Origin of the sequence: Cystobacter fuscus DSM 2262 (assembly GCF_000335475.2) — a bacterium.
Lineage (GTDB): Bacteria > Myxococcota > Myxococcia > Myxococcales > Myxococcaceae > Cystobacter > Cystobacter fuscus.
The window spans coordinates 182,337-197,250 of the sequence record NZ_ANAH02000064.1; the positions used below are offsets into that span (position 1 = coordinate 182,337).

The 14,914-nt window shown below is 66.6% G+C and carries 12 protein-coding genes; 8 read left to right on the forward strand and 4 right to left on the reverse strand.

What is annotated here, in order from left to right; genetic code table 11:
- Nucleotides 1–174 precede the first annotated feature (174 nt).
- From D187_RS38140 to D187_RS38150, 3 genes are all read right to left on the reverse strand, one after another.
- Nucleotides 175–1,914 (reverse strand): DUF6119 family protein, encoded by a 1,740-nt coding sequence (locus tag D187_RS38140; protein ID WP_245591929.1) that lies wholly within the window; start codon nucleotides 1,912–1,914, stop codon nucleotides 175–177.
- 88 nt (nucleotides 1,915–2,002) lie between these two features.
- Nucleotides 2,003–2,716 carry an iron-containing redox enzyme family protein gene (locus tag D187_RS38145; protein ID WP_002630335.1) on the reverse strand — a complete coding sequence of 238 codons (714 nt, stop codon included), beginning with the start codon at nucleotides 2,714–2,716 and terminating at the stop codon, nucleotides 2,003–2,005.
- A gap of 83 nt (nucleotides 2,717–2,799) precedes the next feature.
- On the reverse strand, nucleotides 2,800–3,597 hold the full coding sequence (locus D187_RS38150; protein ID WP_002630336.1) for a GNAT family N-acetyltransferase: 798 nt from the start codon (nucleotides 3,595–3,597) through the stop codon (nucleotides 2,800–2,802).
- A gap of 278 nt (nucleotides 3,598–3,875) precedes the next feature.
- On the opposite strand from D187_RS38150, the gene D187_RS38155 reads away from it, so the two are divergent.
- The 5 genes from D187_RS38155 (at nucleotide 3,876) to D187_RS38175 (ending at nucleotide 9,027) form a co-directional block, all read left to right on the forward strand.
- Complete coding sequence (locus D187_RS38155; protein WP_002630337.1) at nucleotides 3,876–4,484, forward strand: RNA polymerase sigma factor; 609 nt, start codon at nucleotides 3,876–3,878, stop codon at nucleotides 4,482–4,484.
- Nucleotides 4,471–4,848 carry a hypothetical protein gene (locus tag D187_RS38160; RefSeq protein WP_002630338.1) on the forward strand — a complete coding sequence of 126 codons (378 nt, stop codon included), beginning with the start codon at nucleotides 4,471–4,473 and terminating at the stop codon, nucleotides 4,846–4,848. The genes D187_RS38155 and D187_RS38160 overlap by 14 nt, the downstream gene beginning before the upstream one ends.
- Nucleotides 4,845–5,567, forward strand: a complete 723-nt coding sequence (locus tag D187_RS38165) for an ImmA/IrrE family metallo-endopeptidase (protein ID WP_043433665.1) — start codon at nucleotides 4,845–4,847, stop codon at nucleotides 5,565–5,567. The genes D187_RS38160 and D187_RS38165 overlap by 4 nt, the downstream gene beginning before the upstream one ends.
- Nucleotides 5,564–6,775 carry a hypothetical protein gene (locus D187_RS38170; RefSeq protein ID WP_002630340.1) on the forward strand — a complete coding sequence of 404 codons (1,212 nt, stop codon included), beginning with the start codon at nucleotides 5,564–5,566 and terminating at the stop codon, nucleotides 6,773–6,775. Before D187_RS38165 ends, D187_RS38170 begins: the two co-directional genes overlap by 4 nt.
- Nucleotides 6,776–7,173: 398 nt before the next feature.
- Nucleotides 7,174–9,027: an ATP-binding protein gene (locus tag D187_RS38175; protein WP_245591930.1), complete on the forward strand. Its 1,854-nt coding sequence runs from the start codon at nucleotides 7,174–7,176 to the stop codon at nucleotides 9,025–9,027.
- Between the two features lie 6 nt (nucleotides 9,028–9,033).
- On the opposite strand, the gene D187_RS38180 is transcribed toward D187_RS38175, so the two are convergent.
- Nucleotides 9,034–10,626, reverse strand: a complete 1,593-nt coding sequence (locus tag D187_RS38180; protein WP_002630343.1) for an MBL fold metallo-hydrolase — start codon at nucleotides 10,624–10,626, stop codon at nucleotides 9,034–9,036.
- A 149-nt stretch (nucleotides 10,627–10,775) separates the two neighbouring features.
- Between D187_RS38180 and D187_RS38185 the strand changes: the two genes are divergently transcribed.
- From D187_RS38185 to D187_RS38195, 3 genes are read left to right on the forward strand one after another with little or no spacing between them, the layout of a single operon-like run.
- Nucleotides 10,776–12,041, forward strand: coding sequence for an Ig-like domain-containing protein (locus D187_RS38185; protein WP_002630344.1), 1,266 nt, complete (start codon nucleotides 10,776–10,778; stop codon nucleotides 12,039–12,041).
- 40 nt (nucleotides 12,042–12,081) lie between these two features.
- On the forward strand, nucleotides 12,082–13,113 hold the full coding sequence (locus D187_RS38190) for a nucleotidyltransferase domain-containing protein (RefSeq protein ID WP_043433669.1): 1,032 nt from the start codon (nucleotides 12,082–12,084) through the stop codon (nucleotides 13,111–13,113).
- Between the two features lie 16 nt (nucleotides 13,114–13,129).
- Nucleotides 13,130–14,875: an ABC transporter ATP-binding protein gene (locus D187_RS38195; RefSeq protein ID WP_002630346.1), complete on the forward strand. Its 1,746-nt coding sequence runs from the start codon at nucleotides 13,130–13,132 to the stop codon at nucleotides 14,873–14,875.
- The last annotated feature ends 39 nt before the right edge of the window (nucleotides 14,876–14,914 follow it).

Consider the following 14,914-nt stretch of genomic DNA (forward strand, 5'->3'; position numbering starts at 1 on the left):
CGAGGAGGCGTTCCAGCGAGCGAGGCAGCCCCTGTCTCGCCTGCTCCCCTCGGACTCGATGGCGTTGTGCGTCTCCACCCTGAATCCATCCGCCCCATGGCCGGGCCGCGCTCATGTACCGGGCCGCGCTCATGCTCCGGACCACACGCTCGTGAAGGCCCGGCGCGCCTCGCGCTACTTCCGCTCTTCGATCCGATACAGGGCCACCTGAAAACCCAACAGCCGCAGGTGCGCCGCTTTCCGGACGAGATTGAGCTGGCTGAAGAAGGGGAGGGCTTGTGGCCACTTCGCCTGGGGCGTGGCCGTCACGATCGCGAAGACGACTTCGTAGTGGCTGGGTTCGGGTCTCTTCGCGGGCTCGCCCAGCCGCCCGGCGATCCCGGGGTTTTGATCCGCGACCGCCTTCTTGACGTCCTTCCTGAACTTCTCATCTCCGAGGAACGTTTCCGCCGCGACGGTCCCTTGCGAGAACAGGTGGCTCAATGATGCGGAACGCAGCTTCCGTTTGACGTGGATGAACTGTCCGGTCGCGGAGAACAGGTCGCAGGCCTCGATGGCTGTACGCGCCCCCTTGGCCTTCTTGTTCTTCCTGTCGAGAAGCACCAGGTGCTTGCGTGAACCGGCCGCCCGCTCGTTGTAGTTACCTTCCTCCTCGTTGCGCAGGGCGACAGGCAGATGCTTGATGTCCTTGACGAGGGCGACCGTGTCCTCGAGCGTTTGGGCCGCGAAGGTCTTCTCGACCTTGAACCATTGCCCGGCCGAGAGGATGCACAGCGCTCCTTCTGCGTTCAGTTCCGCGACCAGGCATTTGTAGAGCGACCATCTCTCCGGGAGCAGGGAGGAATCCTCGGAGACCGTGCGGATCTTCTGCTGCTTGAGCGTCTCCAGTGACAAACGGAAGTCTTCCGGTTCCACGCCCTCGCGGTTGGCGAGCGCGGCCAGGCAGTTGTCCAGGTCGAGATCCGTATGGGCCTCCACCGTACCGAGACGTTCACCGGGGTAGAGGAAGCTCACGTCGTTCCATTCGATGACCTCTGGTGGCGCCAGGTGGATCCGCTCCGTGTCATGGGCATTGATGGCGTGAACCAGCTTGTCGTTGAGACGATCAAGGGTGCCGACGTCCCTGATTTGACGGACGTTGTCGACCCACGAGAAATTCGTCTTGTAGCGTTCGCTCTTGTAATGCGCGAGGAGCGTCTTGCACTTGTCGGCCAGGTCCGCGAAAGCGATGGCACCCGAGAAGGCGAGTGCATCACGACCCGTGAGCCGCCTGGCGAGCGACTCATCCGAGGGTTCACCGGTCACCGAACCGAGCAGATCCCGAAAGACGTCGACACTGAAGGCCTCGAGCGAGGAACTGCGGCTGACCTGACGCCGGGTATGGACCGTCAACTCCTCGAAGGTGCGCAGGTCGAGGCTGCGCAATTTCTGTTGGTCCACCGTGTTCAAGGTGACCTTCAAGCCGAAGTCGATCTCGTAGGTGTCGGGCTTGAGGAGGTGACGTCCTTGTCCGAAGGTCACCGCGAACATCCGGGAGTCCGTCTTGATGAACAACACCGCGGCCGCCGTGGCGCTCTGGGCGAATTCAATCTCCTCCGGGAAACCCTCCTTGACGAAGGAGGCCCAGCGCGGCTCCTTGAGCGGCGGCTTCGAGACATGGAGGCTTCCCTCGAACTCGAAGTCCCCCGGAAGAGGCCACTCGTCGAGCGGTTCGGCGACCTTGAGCGCCTCCGCTGGTGACTTGAACTCCTTGCGGATGAGCAGGAAGGTCAGGTTCCGGGTCTTGGCTTTTCGGATCGAGCCGGAAGGTGTTTTTTTCATTGAGGCACGGAAGAGGGCGGCGAGACGCCGGCGCGGTGGGCTGTTGCCAGCTTGGAGGAGGGATGCCCGTTCGCCCGGCACGGCGGACGCCACCGGCCGGGCGATGCAAGCCGTGGACTCACGTGTCCGGTGAGTTCACGCGAAGCAAGATGCACCGCGGGGCCGGCGGCGTCTGTACCCCTTAGGATGTAGTGTGCTCCGGAGCCCTCCGCGCATCACTGGAGAAGAGCCCCAGGTAGATCGAGCGGGTGGTGCGCGCGGACAGGAGCATGGCGGACTGCTCCCGCGGGTCCTTCATCGAGCGCAACAGCCGGGTCAGCTCGGCCACGTGCTCTCCATCCGCCTCCCCATGCCCGCGCAAGAAGGTGACGGCCTTGTGGATGTTGGGGATGTTCCGGGCCTTGAGCAACCGCTCCACCGCCTGGGGAGCGCGATGCACGGCGAGGTACTCCAACACATACGCGGTACCCAGGAAGGCCAGGGGGATGCCCGCCAGCGCCGTGTACCGGTTCCAGGCGATGTAGGCGTTGACCGCCGGGCAACGGCCCGCCGCCGTGACCCGCTCGGCCGACCAGCCCAGGTTCCTCAGGTCCGAGAGCAGCCAGCGCTCGTGGCCCCGCTCCTCGGCCGCCTTGTGCAGGAACAACTCCCCGAGCGCGGTGTGGCTTCCCGTGCGCTTCATGCGCTCGCCCGACTCCATCAACAACGGCGTCGTCCACCGCACGTAGTGGTAGGCCTGCACCAGGTAGCGGGTGTAGCTGGCCGCGTCGATGCTGCCGTCGAAGAGCCTCCGCGCGGTGGGGTGCACCTCCAGGTCCTCCACCAGCGTGCGCGCCTCGTGCTCCAGGGTCTCCATCCAATCCATCCGTGACTGCGTTCCATTCTGCGTGTGCATGTACGTCTCCTGTTCGGGGCCGTGGTGCGGTCCCGTTCGTGGGGTGAAGGGGTGAGGGGAGGGGTGACGAAAAGGCGTCCGGTTCAGGACTCGCGGACGTTCAGGGACTCGAAGTGCGCCAGGGTACGGGCCGGAACCTCATCCAGCGCCGCGACCAGCGGCAGGGAGAAGCGCCGGAAGCTGGAGTCATAGAGCGGGTCGGCGATGAAGCGCGCGCCCATCTTGTCGGCGAGGAAGGACAGGACCCGGGGCAGCCGCAGTCCCTCGAAGTGCCCTCGCCGAGCGTGCTCGCGCTCCTGCTCCGTGTAGATGGGCGTGTCCGCGGCGGCCGGAGACGTCTGGGGCGCGAGGGCCCGGGCCCGCCATCTCGGACTGATCAGTCCCCGATGCGAGGCCACCTGGGCGGCGAGCCATGCATCCTCCGCCCAATCCGTGTCCATGTTCGCCGAGGCAATCCAATGCGTCACCCCCCGGTGGCGGCTCTCCCGGTAGATCCCCGCCTGCAACCACAGGGTCGCCTCGGAGTTGCGCCAGGGCTTGAGGACGCACAGGCGCGTGGTCTCCGCGAACAGGAGCCCCGGGCCCTCCATCGCCGACAGGTCCAGCTTGCGCTCCAGGTCGATCCCCAGCCGCCCGCCCAGGGTGCGCGCCACCTCGGGGTTGGGCAACAGCAGCCGCGAGGTGGCCACCGGCTCGTCGCCCGCGTAGACGATGAGATGCACGGTGGTCTCCAGCGTGTCGAAGCAGTTCACCTCCCGGGGCGCGGGCGGGATGGTGTTTCCGAGCAGCCCCATCTCCGCGCCAAAGACAGCCCAGCGGATGCGCAGCGCATCGTCCAGCTCATGCTGGGTCGTGGCGACGCGACAAGACAGCGGTGTCATGGTTCCCCTCCGTAGGGAATGAGAGACGCGGCGTCTCGCCGTGTCTTCCCTGACACATTCGTCACCGGAAACCGAAGTTCGCCGCGCCGTGTTCTTTTTTGGATTTCGTCCCCGACCTTTCCCCCTACCTCTTAGGGGGGATGGACTTTTGTCCACGAGGTGGATCAACCTCCCGTGCGTCAAGGCTGTACCGCGCGTCGAACTCCACTGCCCGGTGACGAAGGACCAGGCCAGACGCAGTGAATGCGAAGGCGAAGTACGCCTGGCGAGGAGAGGGGATGAGCATTCCACCACCGATCGAGGAGTCGGAGCTGCATGCGCGGGTTCTCAAACGCGACAACGTGGCATCCGTCGACGTCTACCTGTTCTTCGCGGAGCGCATCATCAAGGCCCTCCTGCATGACCGGGTGTGCGACACGGAAACGGCCCACGACGCCATGGTCGACGCAGTGGTCGCCTACTTGAAGAACCCCGAGCGCTACGAGCCGGGTAAAGGTAGTTTGATTACCTACCTCATCAAGGCGGCCAGGTACAAGGCGTTGGACCGGCGCAGATCCGCGGCCGCGCTACAGAGGGGGGATCAAAATTATTACGACCGCCGTGTCGAAGATCCGGCGAGGAGTCCGAAGGAGAAAATGGAGGATTTCGTGGAGGCGAAGCTCTTGCTGAAACGGTTCCTCGAGAGCGGTCGGCTGAAGAATGAGCAGGAGGTCGAGCATCTCCGACTGGTGCTGAGTGGCGAGGGGTCCACCCGTCTCGTGGCGGCGACTCTGGGGTTGGGCCGATTGCCATGGGAACAGTTACAGCAGCAGGTGAAGCGCCATCGGGATCGGCTCATGAAGCTCCTGGAGCGCTTCGGAAAGGAGGAGTCCAATGACCCAGCCTAGCTGGTTGAAAGCCGCGGTCCGGCGGAGTGCGGACGAGGACTGGACGCTCGGCTTCATCTTCAAGAGATACCGGCAGTTCAAGAACAAGTCCTCCGAGGAGTTGGCGGAGGAACTGGGTTGCTCGCTGGAGACGCTGGACTGGCTCTCGCTCTGCCGTGTTCCCAGTGAGGAGCGGTTCGCCGAGGAACTGAGCGTCATCACGCAGCGGTTCAACGTGGATCCCAACCGGCTTGCTCCCGTGCTTCTGCTCGCGAAGATCCTGCGTACCGTCTCCGAGGAGAGTGACGGCGAGGAGCGCTCGAATGGTTCGTCCATCAAACTGCTCGCGGCGCGTGACCGCTCCCCGGACAAGAAGGACTCATGAATCCTCGCTGGTTGCAGGAAGCCGTCGCGGCGTGCAAGGAGCCGTATTCACCCTCGTTTCCCCGGGTGATGAACAGGGTATGGGTCCTGCGCGTCGTCCATGTGGAGCGCATCCCCCGGATCACACCTGAGAAGGTGAAGATCTGGCTGTCCAAATTGGGCTTTCGGGTCGATCACTCCTACTTCGATCGCCATATGCATGGGTGCATGGCCGTGGGCAGGGGCTTTGGGTTCATCTTCTGTGACAGTACCGACGAAGCCCACGTTCAGAACTTTACCGTGGCGCATGAACTGGGCCACTTCGTGTTGGAGTATCTACTGCCCCGTGAGCGGGCACAACTCGCGTTGGGTGAGAGCGCCCTCCAGGTGTTCGACAAAGGCCGCGAGCCTTCTGCCGGGGATGCCCTGTACTCCATCCTCGCGGGTGTTCCGCTCCAGCAGGAGTCCGTCATGGAGCGGAGCGACGAGGGTGAAATCGAAAGAGGGACGATTGATGAAGCGGAGTACCGGGCGGATCGCGTGGCCTTCGAACTCCTGGCTCCCGCGAAGTACGTCCTGCCCAGGGTGAAGGGCCTTCCCCGGGATGAGGCCGTGGCTCTGCTGGAGACCCAGTTCGGACTGCCCCGACTCAAGGCTCGCGCCTACGCCCACCTGATGCTCGGGTCCGAGCACCAGGGTTTTTGTATCCGGAAATATCTTGGAGAGGAGGATGATGAATGAGCATGGATGAGGGGGACGCTCCAGACGATGGAGACGGAGATGGTCCCGAGGCGGAGAGAGGGTTCATCCGGGACGGGGATTTCCGGTCGGGCTTTGGCCAGGAACTATCCGCCGTGCTCGACATGGTGTCCTGGGAAGCCGGGCATGATTTCAAGCGCCTGTTCGCCGAGTTCAAGACGCAGGTCTCCCAGTCCGTGAACAAGGAGGAGAGCCTCCGGTCCATCATCCGGAAGCAACTCTTCCACCAGATCAAGTCGGCGAAGCTCGCACCCGACGGCGCGGGCGTCTTCCCGGCCGACCTCTCGTGGTTGGACACCATCCGGGAGCAGTTGCTGTATCAGGGGCTGGTCGAAGCCGTGAACAGCACGGTGGTCTCCCACGACAGCCTGCCCATCAGCGTCACCCAGATTGGCGTCGCCATCGTCAGTTACAATGCCACCACGGGAGTCTTCTCCCAGCGCCTCTTTCGCAAGGAGATGGCCGCGCAGGTGGATGGATTGGCGGAGGCCATTGCCTTCATCCAGAAGCGCCAGGCACGCTCTGGAGCGGGCCGGAGGGATGAACTCTCGACGCTGGCCCGGCGGGGCATCCGGACGTACGCCGAGCGAGCCATCCTCCTGGAGCGGGCGACCGCGGAGTGGCGCATGGGGTATGGCAATCCCTTCGCCCCCGAGCTGCTCTCGGGCTCCGGGTACACGAGCCTGCTCACCGTCTCCCTGGGGTTGTTGCGCAACCTGCTCGAGAAACACCCGAAGTTCGTCTTCGTCTCCGATTCGCTGCACGATATCGGTCTGCTGACCCTGGGCAACGCATTGAACGTGGGGGAGTACCTCATCCTCGATACGGTGGAGGCGGACAGTCTCCGCATCGTGGACCGGTGGGACTACGAGAACCGGGGACAGAACGAGGCACGTCAGTTCGTCAGGGAGTGCGGCCCGCTGGTCCTCCGGGGGCTCTTCCGTGCGTCCGACAACGCTCCACCGTACCTCTTCTATGCGCATCGGGAGCACGTCCACCTCGCGGCCCATGTGGCCTTGGCCGACAGCATCCTGCGCTCCGAGCGGGGTTTCCCCATGCTCCTGGATGTCGCGGAGGTGGCGTGCCGGGGAGCCTTCGGAGCGGAAGGCTTCATGGGCTTGATGCATGACGCCTACACCCATGCGGGCGCGAAGTTTCACTACCTCAGAGCGCACAAGCGGCGCCGATAGGAGACACGGTCATGGCCGATGAAAAGACACTGCAAGCTCCAGGCGCGCCCGGTGCGCCTGCTCGAACGAATCCGGTATCCGCCCCGAGGTCGCCTCCCACGGCGAGCGTGGGTGGACCTCGCGGCGAACCTCCCCGGACGACCCCTCCACCAGGAGTCAGGGCCCCGGCTCCCGCGTCCCCTGTTCCCATTCGGACGTCCGCTCCTCCTGTCGTCAACGCCGGGCGAGCCGAGAGCACCCGTTCGCTCCCGCAGCCCGGAAAGCCGCCCGCGTCCATCTCCAACCGAGAGGCCCCACGATCGTCTCCTCCCTCGGTGGCTCATCCCAATGGGTCCCTGGATCCCCTTCCCGCAGAGGCGCTGAAGGCGCTCACCGAAATCGAAGCCCGGCCCAAACTCATGCTGGTGGATCCCGAGTCGAAGGATGCCGTGGGCTTCACCCACTTCGACTCCGCAGGGAGCCACGACAATCTCGTCACCGTCCTGATGACCCGGGAGGATCTCCTCCAGCTCGCCTCCCAGACGCTCGTCCGGATCAAATCGAGGGAAGACAAGCGCTCCTACCTGGGAGTGATCGTGCGCGGGCCGTTCGCCGAGCCCGATGCCGTCTCCGCCAGTTCCACCATGGCCATCGGCGTGGTGTCGCAGGGCAAGAAGATCGCCTTCACCTTCGACTACCATGGGCGCGCGGAGGTCGAAATCCTGGGAGAGGAGACGGCGGGGGGCAAGCTGGTCCCTCCGGGACGTCGGCCCCGGCCCAAGAGTCCTGTCTTCCTGTTGGGAGAGAAAGAGAGCGCGGCGGTCCTCGGCATGGCGGGCGATCTCTGTCTGGGAATGGTCTCGGGTTACGACCAGATGGAGGCCCGCCTCAATCCCCGGGACAAGTCCATCCTCCCCCGGCACACGGGCATCATCGGGACGACCGGCGGTGGCAAGTCCACCACGGTCGCCACCCTCATCCACCGCGCCCAGGCCGCGGGCATCGCGACCATCGTCTTCGATGTGGAGGGAGAGTACACGCACGTGGATGAACCCACGGACCACGCGGCGATGCTCGAGGCCCTCGAGCGCCGGGGTCAGAAGGCCGAGGGTGTCAAGGAGCTCCACATCCACCACCTCACGGGCCGCGACAGCCGCAATCCTGATCACGACAACCTGCACGGCTTCTCGCTGAACTTCTCCAGCCTTTCGCCCTATGCCATCGCGGAGATTCTCAATCTCTCCGAGGCACAGCAGGAGCGCTTCCACAAGGCCTATGACGTCACGAAGCTGCTCCTGGAGGACTTCGAGATCTTCCCCCGGCCTCGGAGCGAGGAAGACCGGCAGCGAATGCTGGATGTCGACGAGCTCACCACGGGCTATCCCCAAATGACCCTTCAGCACCTGCTGGACGTCGTGAGCGCGTACCTCTACAGCCTCAGCGATGAAGGCAAGGGCGAAGGCCGGAGCAGGTCGCGCTCCCCGTCCAAGCGCAAGGGTGCTTCCGAGGAGTCGTCCGACCCGGACGAGGGGAGCGATGGGGTGTTCGAGGATCCCACTCCTCGTGGCCCCCGCATGCTCAGCGAGTTCGGCCGCAACGTGGGCCGTGTGATGGCCCGCGTCCACGCCCAGAGCAGCAAGAACGAGATCAGCTGGAAGGCGCTGGCGGGCAAGCTCCACCAGTTGCGCCGGCTGAAGATCTTCGACGTCGCCACGGCCCCCGGCGTGGACCATGACTCCATGCTCACGCCCGGGCGGGTGTCGGTGATCGATCTGTCGGACACGGATTCGCCTCAGCTCAACAACCTCGTCATCGCCGACATCCTCCGGGGGCTCCAGGAGACCCAGGAGGCGCGCTACCAGCGGGCGAGCGCCGGAGGGAAGCCCGTCACTCCGGTCCTCATCATCCTCGAGGAGGCACACGAGTTCCTGTCCGCCAGCCGCATCTCACAGATGCCGGTGTTGTTCGAGCAGGTGGCGCGCATCGCCAAGCGCGGACGCAAGCGCTGGTTGGGGCTCGTCTTCGTCACCCAGTTGCCGCAGCACCTCCCCAACGAGGTGCTGGGTCTGCTCAACAACTTCATCATCCACAAGATCACGGACAGCTCCGTCATCTCCCGCATGCAACGGACCGTGGGCAGCATTGACGCGGGCCTGTGGGAGCGGGTTTCCCAGCTCGCTCCCGGTCAGGCCATCGTCTCCTTCAGCAACTTCACCCGGCCGTTGATGGTCGCGGTGGACCCCGCCCCCGTGAAGCGCCAGCTCGTGGACTGAGACCACTCAGCGCAGCAACAGCTCGGCCTGACCGTAGGGCATCTCCCCGGAGATGCCCCGCTCGCGGCAGTACTCGAGCAGCTTGCGTGCCTCCACGAGCTGCGGCGAGTTCTCGTGGTAGCCCATCACCATGACATGGCCGAGCCAGGGCTCGCGGCCCATGGCGTAGATGCGCACCTGCTTGGGATTGAGCCGCTGGACGATGTCGATGGCGCGCGCCGCGTTGGAGCCGTTGAGCCGCCGCGATTGATCCATCTTGCGCTGGATGGGGGCGGGCAGCAGCGGACCATACATCCAGCTCAGCGGGCCTCCCTCCGACTCCATGCCCAGCCACAGCATGTCGATGTCGCCCACCTCGCGGTGCACGTGCTCGTACAGGCGCGGCTCGAGCGCGTTGGAGTCCGCCGCCATCAGCAGGTTCTTGCCCTCCAGCCGCACCAGGTGGGCGATCTTCGCCTGGATGTTGAGATCCCCGTGCTCGCCGATGAAGGGCAGGCCGATGAGCTCCCCCCCCGGCAGCGGCAGCGAATCCATCTCCGACAACGCCACCACGTTGTTGAAGCCGGCATGCTTGAGCATCAGCTTGAGCGAGGGGTCCGCCAGCCCACCGCCGCTGCTCGCGGGCACCACGATGGTGCCGATGCGGTGGCGCAGTTGCAGCAGCGGCTCGAACATCAGGTGGTCCGCGTGCCCGTGGGTGATGAGGACGTAGTCGATGCGCTCGGGAAGATCCGCGAAGGTGTAGCGCGGCAGCTCCGAGGGGAAGTCATAGCTGATGACCGGATCCGTCATCAGGCTGACGCCGCGCGACTCGATGAGCACGCACGCGTGGCCGAAGTAGCGCACGCGTACCCCCTCGCCGTCGTACCGGGGCGCGGGGCGCGGGGGCTCGGGCGTGAAGAAGGAGGCGAAGGTGTCGTGGTCCCTCGGCTCGATGCCCAGGGCCTCGCGCACCGGCTCCACCGGCCCGGGTGTGCGCGTCATGGCGTAGAGCCGATCCAGGGCCGCGTCCCGGTAGGGCCGTTTGATCTGCAGGGCGCCGTCCACCGAATCCAGCCGGGGCGTGCTGAAGACATATGGCCGGGCGTCCTCGTGGATGAGCCGCATGGACAGGCTCTGCGAGGACTCGCGGTGGAAGGGGCCGCGGTAGAGCAGCGACTCGAAGAAGCGCGGCGAGGCCCGGTGGTTCAGGTCATACGTGAGCTCCACGTAGCCGCGCAGCAGGTCCGGCACCCGCGGGTACAGCTCCTCCAGCGAGAAGCCCTCCGCCATGTCCAGCAGCTTGTGCAACTCCAACATGGCTTGCGCGTACCGCAAGGACAGCGCCTCTTCCTTGCGCGTGCGCTCCAGCAACGCCTGGACTTCCTTCACCTTGTCCACGCCGTAGTTGATGTACGGCCCCCCCCGCAGGGCGGGACTCTTCAGGGCCGCCACGTGGATGGCCGGGTTGGCCACGAAGGACTCCATGACCTTGAGGTGCAGGTTGGCCACGAAGAGCGGGGCCGTCATCGGCGAGGCCAGGAACCACCACGCGTACCACTGGTTGTAGAGCGGCTCGGAGACGACGTTCTGCTTCAGGTACATGGGCGACGAAGACATGCGTGTTCCTCGGCGGGACGTGGCCCCGCGCAACCACCAGGAGCGGCAGTGTACCCGGTTCGCACTCGCCGGAGCGCCGCCATCCCACATGGTCGCGGGGCCCGGAGCGGATGCGGAAAGGCCTTTGGGGCATGCGATAGTGTCGCCCCATGAAAACGCTTCGGCTCGTCGCGGGCTGTCTTGTCTTGGGGCTGCTGGGGTGTGGCGGAGACGCGGACTCCGTCGCGCCGGTGAATGTCCGGGTGGTGGAGGGGGTGACGCCCGGCGAGCGCGTCTCGGGCTCACGAATCCTCCGGGCCACCGCCGAGGACAACTCGGGCACGGTGGCCCGGGTGGAGTTCTCCGTCGCCGGCTCGCCGGTGTGCGTGGACGACATCGCACGGCGCTCCGGTTCGACCTTCTCGTGCACCTGGGACTCGTCCACCACCCCCACGGGCGACCACCAGCTCACCGTGAAGGCCCAGGACGCCGCGGGCAACAGCGCCCTCTCCTCGCCCATCGCCATCACCGTCCTGGCGGCCAACCGCGCTCCCACGCTCGGTCCGGTGACCACGACACGGAAGACCCTCGACGAGGGCTCCGCCGCGAGCCTCGCGGTGACCGCCACGGATCCCGATGGCGACACGCTCACCTATTCCTGGACCCAGAGTCCGTTCGCGCCCCTGGGGACGTTCGCCGAAGGCAGCAACGCCACCCCCTCGTGGACCGCGCCGTTCATCTCCCGCGACACGACCTTCCTCCTGAAGGTGACGGTCTCGGATGGGAGGGGCGGCTCGACCCAGGGCACGGTGTCGGTCACCGTCGTGAACGTCCCCGCCCTCAACCAGGCACCCAGCGTGGACATGCTCGAGGAGCCCGAGGCGCTCATCGCGGGCAGGTCGCACCCCTTCTTCATCTCCGCGAGGGATCCGGATGGGGATCCGCTCACCTATTCCTGGACGACGGAGCCCCCCGGAGCGGGCGTCTTCACCCATCCGGACCAGCCCCTCTCCGAGTGGCGCTCGGGGGAACTCAGCCAGCCCGCCTCCTACACCGTGAAGGTCACCGTGTCCGATGGCACCAGCTCGGAGACCCGCTCGGTGCCCGTGCAGGTGGGCGTTCCCTCCTATGCCCGGGACATCGAGCCCCTGTGGAGCGCGAGGTGCTCGAGCTGCCACAACGAGAATGGCCTCGAGGGACTGAACCTGCTGGTGGGTAAGTCCCACGCCTCGCTGATGGCGTCGGGGGTGGGGGCGTGTGCCTCGGGCGCCCGGGTCTCGCCCGGCCGTCCCGAGGAGTCCCTGCTGGTCAGGCGCATCAGCGGCGAGGAGTGCGGCATCCGGATGCCCATGGGCAATTCCGACTACTTCGATTCCAACCCGGGAGAGCTCACGCAGATCCGCTCGTGGATCCTCGCGGGCGCGCTCGACAACTAGTCGATAGACTGCGAGCCGGTGGGCACGAGGGAGCCGTGTGATGGATGAAGAGCTGTCGTTGGTCGGCATGACGGAGGACATGGCGGCCAACTCCGTCCTCTACGGCTTCATCAGCCTGTGTCAGATGGCCTTCCCGGGGCGACTCCGGGCCTGCTACCTGCTGGGCAGCCACGCCATGGGCGAAGCCGTGGCCGACAGCGACCTCGACGTGACCCTGGTCTTCAAGGACCGCTTCCTCGAGGGCGAGCAGGCGCGGCACGAGCGCCTGCGCCAGTCCGTGGGCCTGTTGAGCCGCATCCCCGTGGACTCGAGCGCGGTGGAGGAGTCCCGGCTGTTGCGCGATGGGGCCGTCAACCTCAAGCAGGCCTCGCTGTTCCTCGCGGGAGAGGACCTCCGCGAGCGCATTCCGCTGATGCCCGCCGAGGAGTGGGTGCGCGTCGCCATGCACCGTCCCTACAACTTCATGGAGCGCGCCCGCTCGCGCGCCGAGGGCGAGCCGCTGCGCTACCCCCTCGCGTATCCGGATCCGCGCGGAGCTTTCCACGGCTACGACTACTCCGCGGTGATGGACTCGCGGGGCCAGCCCCAGCCGGGCTTCAAGGAGCTCGTCTCCATCGCGGCCCGGATCGCGGCGGCCGAGGCGGCGCTGAAGTCCGGAGCCCAGGCCTTCTTCAAGCGCGCTTCCATCGAGGCGCACCGCCGGCACGTGAACGACGAGCGGTCGCTCCTGTTCGAGCGCATCTATGACTGCCGCGCGCGTTGGGGCTATCAGGTGCCGACCGGTGCGGAGGACCGGGCTTATCTGCGCTCGCTGTGCGAGGGCATGCTGGACGCGGAGAACCGGTTCCTGGCCCTCTACAGGGACTTCCTGCTGGCCGAGTTGGAGCGGGGTGGGGTGGGCCCCCGGGCGCTGGCGGCCCGGCGGTTGGGCGACATCCTCTATCCCGGCGACGAGGTCCCCACCGCCTTGAAGCGGCTGGAGGAGGCGCCCGAGCCGGAAGTGCGCGAGGCCGCCCGGGAGTCGCTCCGCCGCATCGCCCGATACTCCTCTCCCCCCGCGCCCGCGGTCTGAGCGGGGCCTCCGTCTCATGTCCCAGGACTCCTCCTCCGGCGTCGTGCGCCGCCTCCTGGCCCTGGTCCAGCCCGAGTGGCGGACCCTGTGCGCGGGCGTGTTCTTCCTGCTGCTCGGCAGCGGCTTGTCCCTCGTCTTCCCCCAGGCCGTGCGCTTCATCATCGACGAGGCGCTCGGGTCGAAGGACGCCGCCCTCATCGACCGGGTCGCGCTCTCCATGATCGCCGTCTTCGCGGTGCAGGCTGGTGCCGATTCGCTGCGCTACTACTTCTTCACCCAGACGGGTGAGCGCATCGTGACCCGGCTGCGGCACGAGCTGTTCTCGCGCCTCGTGGCCCAGGAAGTGGGCTTCTTCGATCAGCACAAGACGGGAGAGCTCACCAGCCGTCTGAGCGCGGACACCACGGTGTTGCAGAACGTGGTGAGCGCCAACATCGCCACGGCGCTGCGCAGCGGCGCGCAGGTGGTGGGCGGGCTCGCGATGCTCCTCTACACCTCGCCCCGGCTCACCCTGTTGATGCTGGCCGTGGTGCCGCCCCTGGTCATCACCACCGTGCTCTTCGGCCGCCGCATCCGGCTGAGCTCGCGCCGGGTGCACGCCGCGCTCGCCGAGGCCACCGGCGTGGCGGACGAGATCCTCTCCGGCATCCGCACGGTGCGTGCCTTCGCCGCCGAGCGCCATGAGGTGGGCCGATACCGTCAACGGCTGGGCACCGCCTTCGAGCTGGCGCGCGAGCGCACGCGCCTGTCCACGGGTTACGTCGTGGGCACCTCGTTCGGAGGACTCGCCGCCGCGGCCCTGGTGCTGTGGTACGGCACCCGGTTGATGCTGCGGGGCGAGCTCACCATGGGCAGCCTCACCTCCTTCCTCGTCTACACCACGCTCGTCTCCGTGGCCCTGAGCGGGCTGACGGACCTGTGGGCGGAGCTGCTGCGGGCCTCCGGCTCGGCCGAGCGCGTCTTCGAGATGATCGATCGCGTCCCCGCCATCCCCTCCGAGGGTGGCGAGCGGCTCCCGGAGGTGAGGGGCCGCGTCACCTACCAGGCGGTGCGCTTCGCCTATCCCGCGCGCCCGGACGTGCCCGTGCTCCAGGAGATCGAGCTGGAGCTCCAACCGGGCGAGGTGGTGGCCCTGGTCGGCCCCTCGGGCGGAGGCAAGTCCACCATCGCCAGCCTGCTGGTGCGCCTGTACGACCCTCAAGGGGGGCGCGTGTTGCTGGATGGCGTGGATTTGCGCACGCTGGATCCGGAGTGGCTGCGCCAGCAGGTGGGCTCGGTGGCGCAGGAGCCGTTGCTCTTCTCCGACTCCATCGCGGACAACATCCGCTACGGCCGCATGGACGCCACCGACGCCGAGGTGGAGGCCGCCGCCCGCGCCGCCAACGCTCACGAGTTCATCTCCCGCTTCCCCGAGGGCTACCGCACCCACGTGGGAGAGCGCGGGGTGCAGCTGTCCGGCGGGCAGAAGCAGCGCATCGCCATCGCCCGCGCGGTGCTCAAGGATCCGCGCCTGCTGGTGCTCGACGAGGCCACCAGCGCCCTGGACGCCGAGAGCGAGCACCTGGTGCAGGAGGCGCTGGAGCGACTCATGCGGGGGCGCACCACGCTCATCATCGCCCATCGCCTGTCCACGGTGACGGGCGCGGACCGGGTGCTGGTGGTGGAGGGCGGTCGAGTGGTGCAGAGCGGCAGTCATGCCACCCTCATGACCCAGGAGGGACTCTACCGCCGCCTGGTCGCGCGGCAGTTCGTGGCCGCTTGAGGCAGCCGCGGAAAACGAAAACCGAATGCCGAGTTCTAC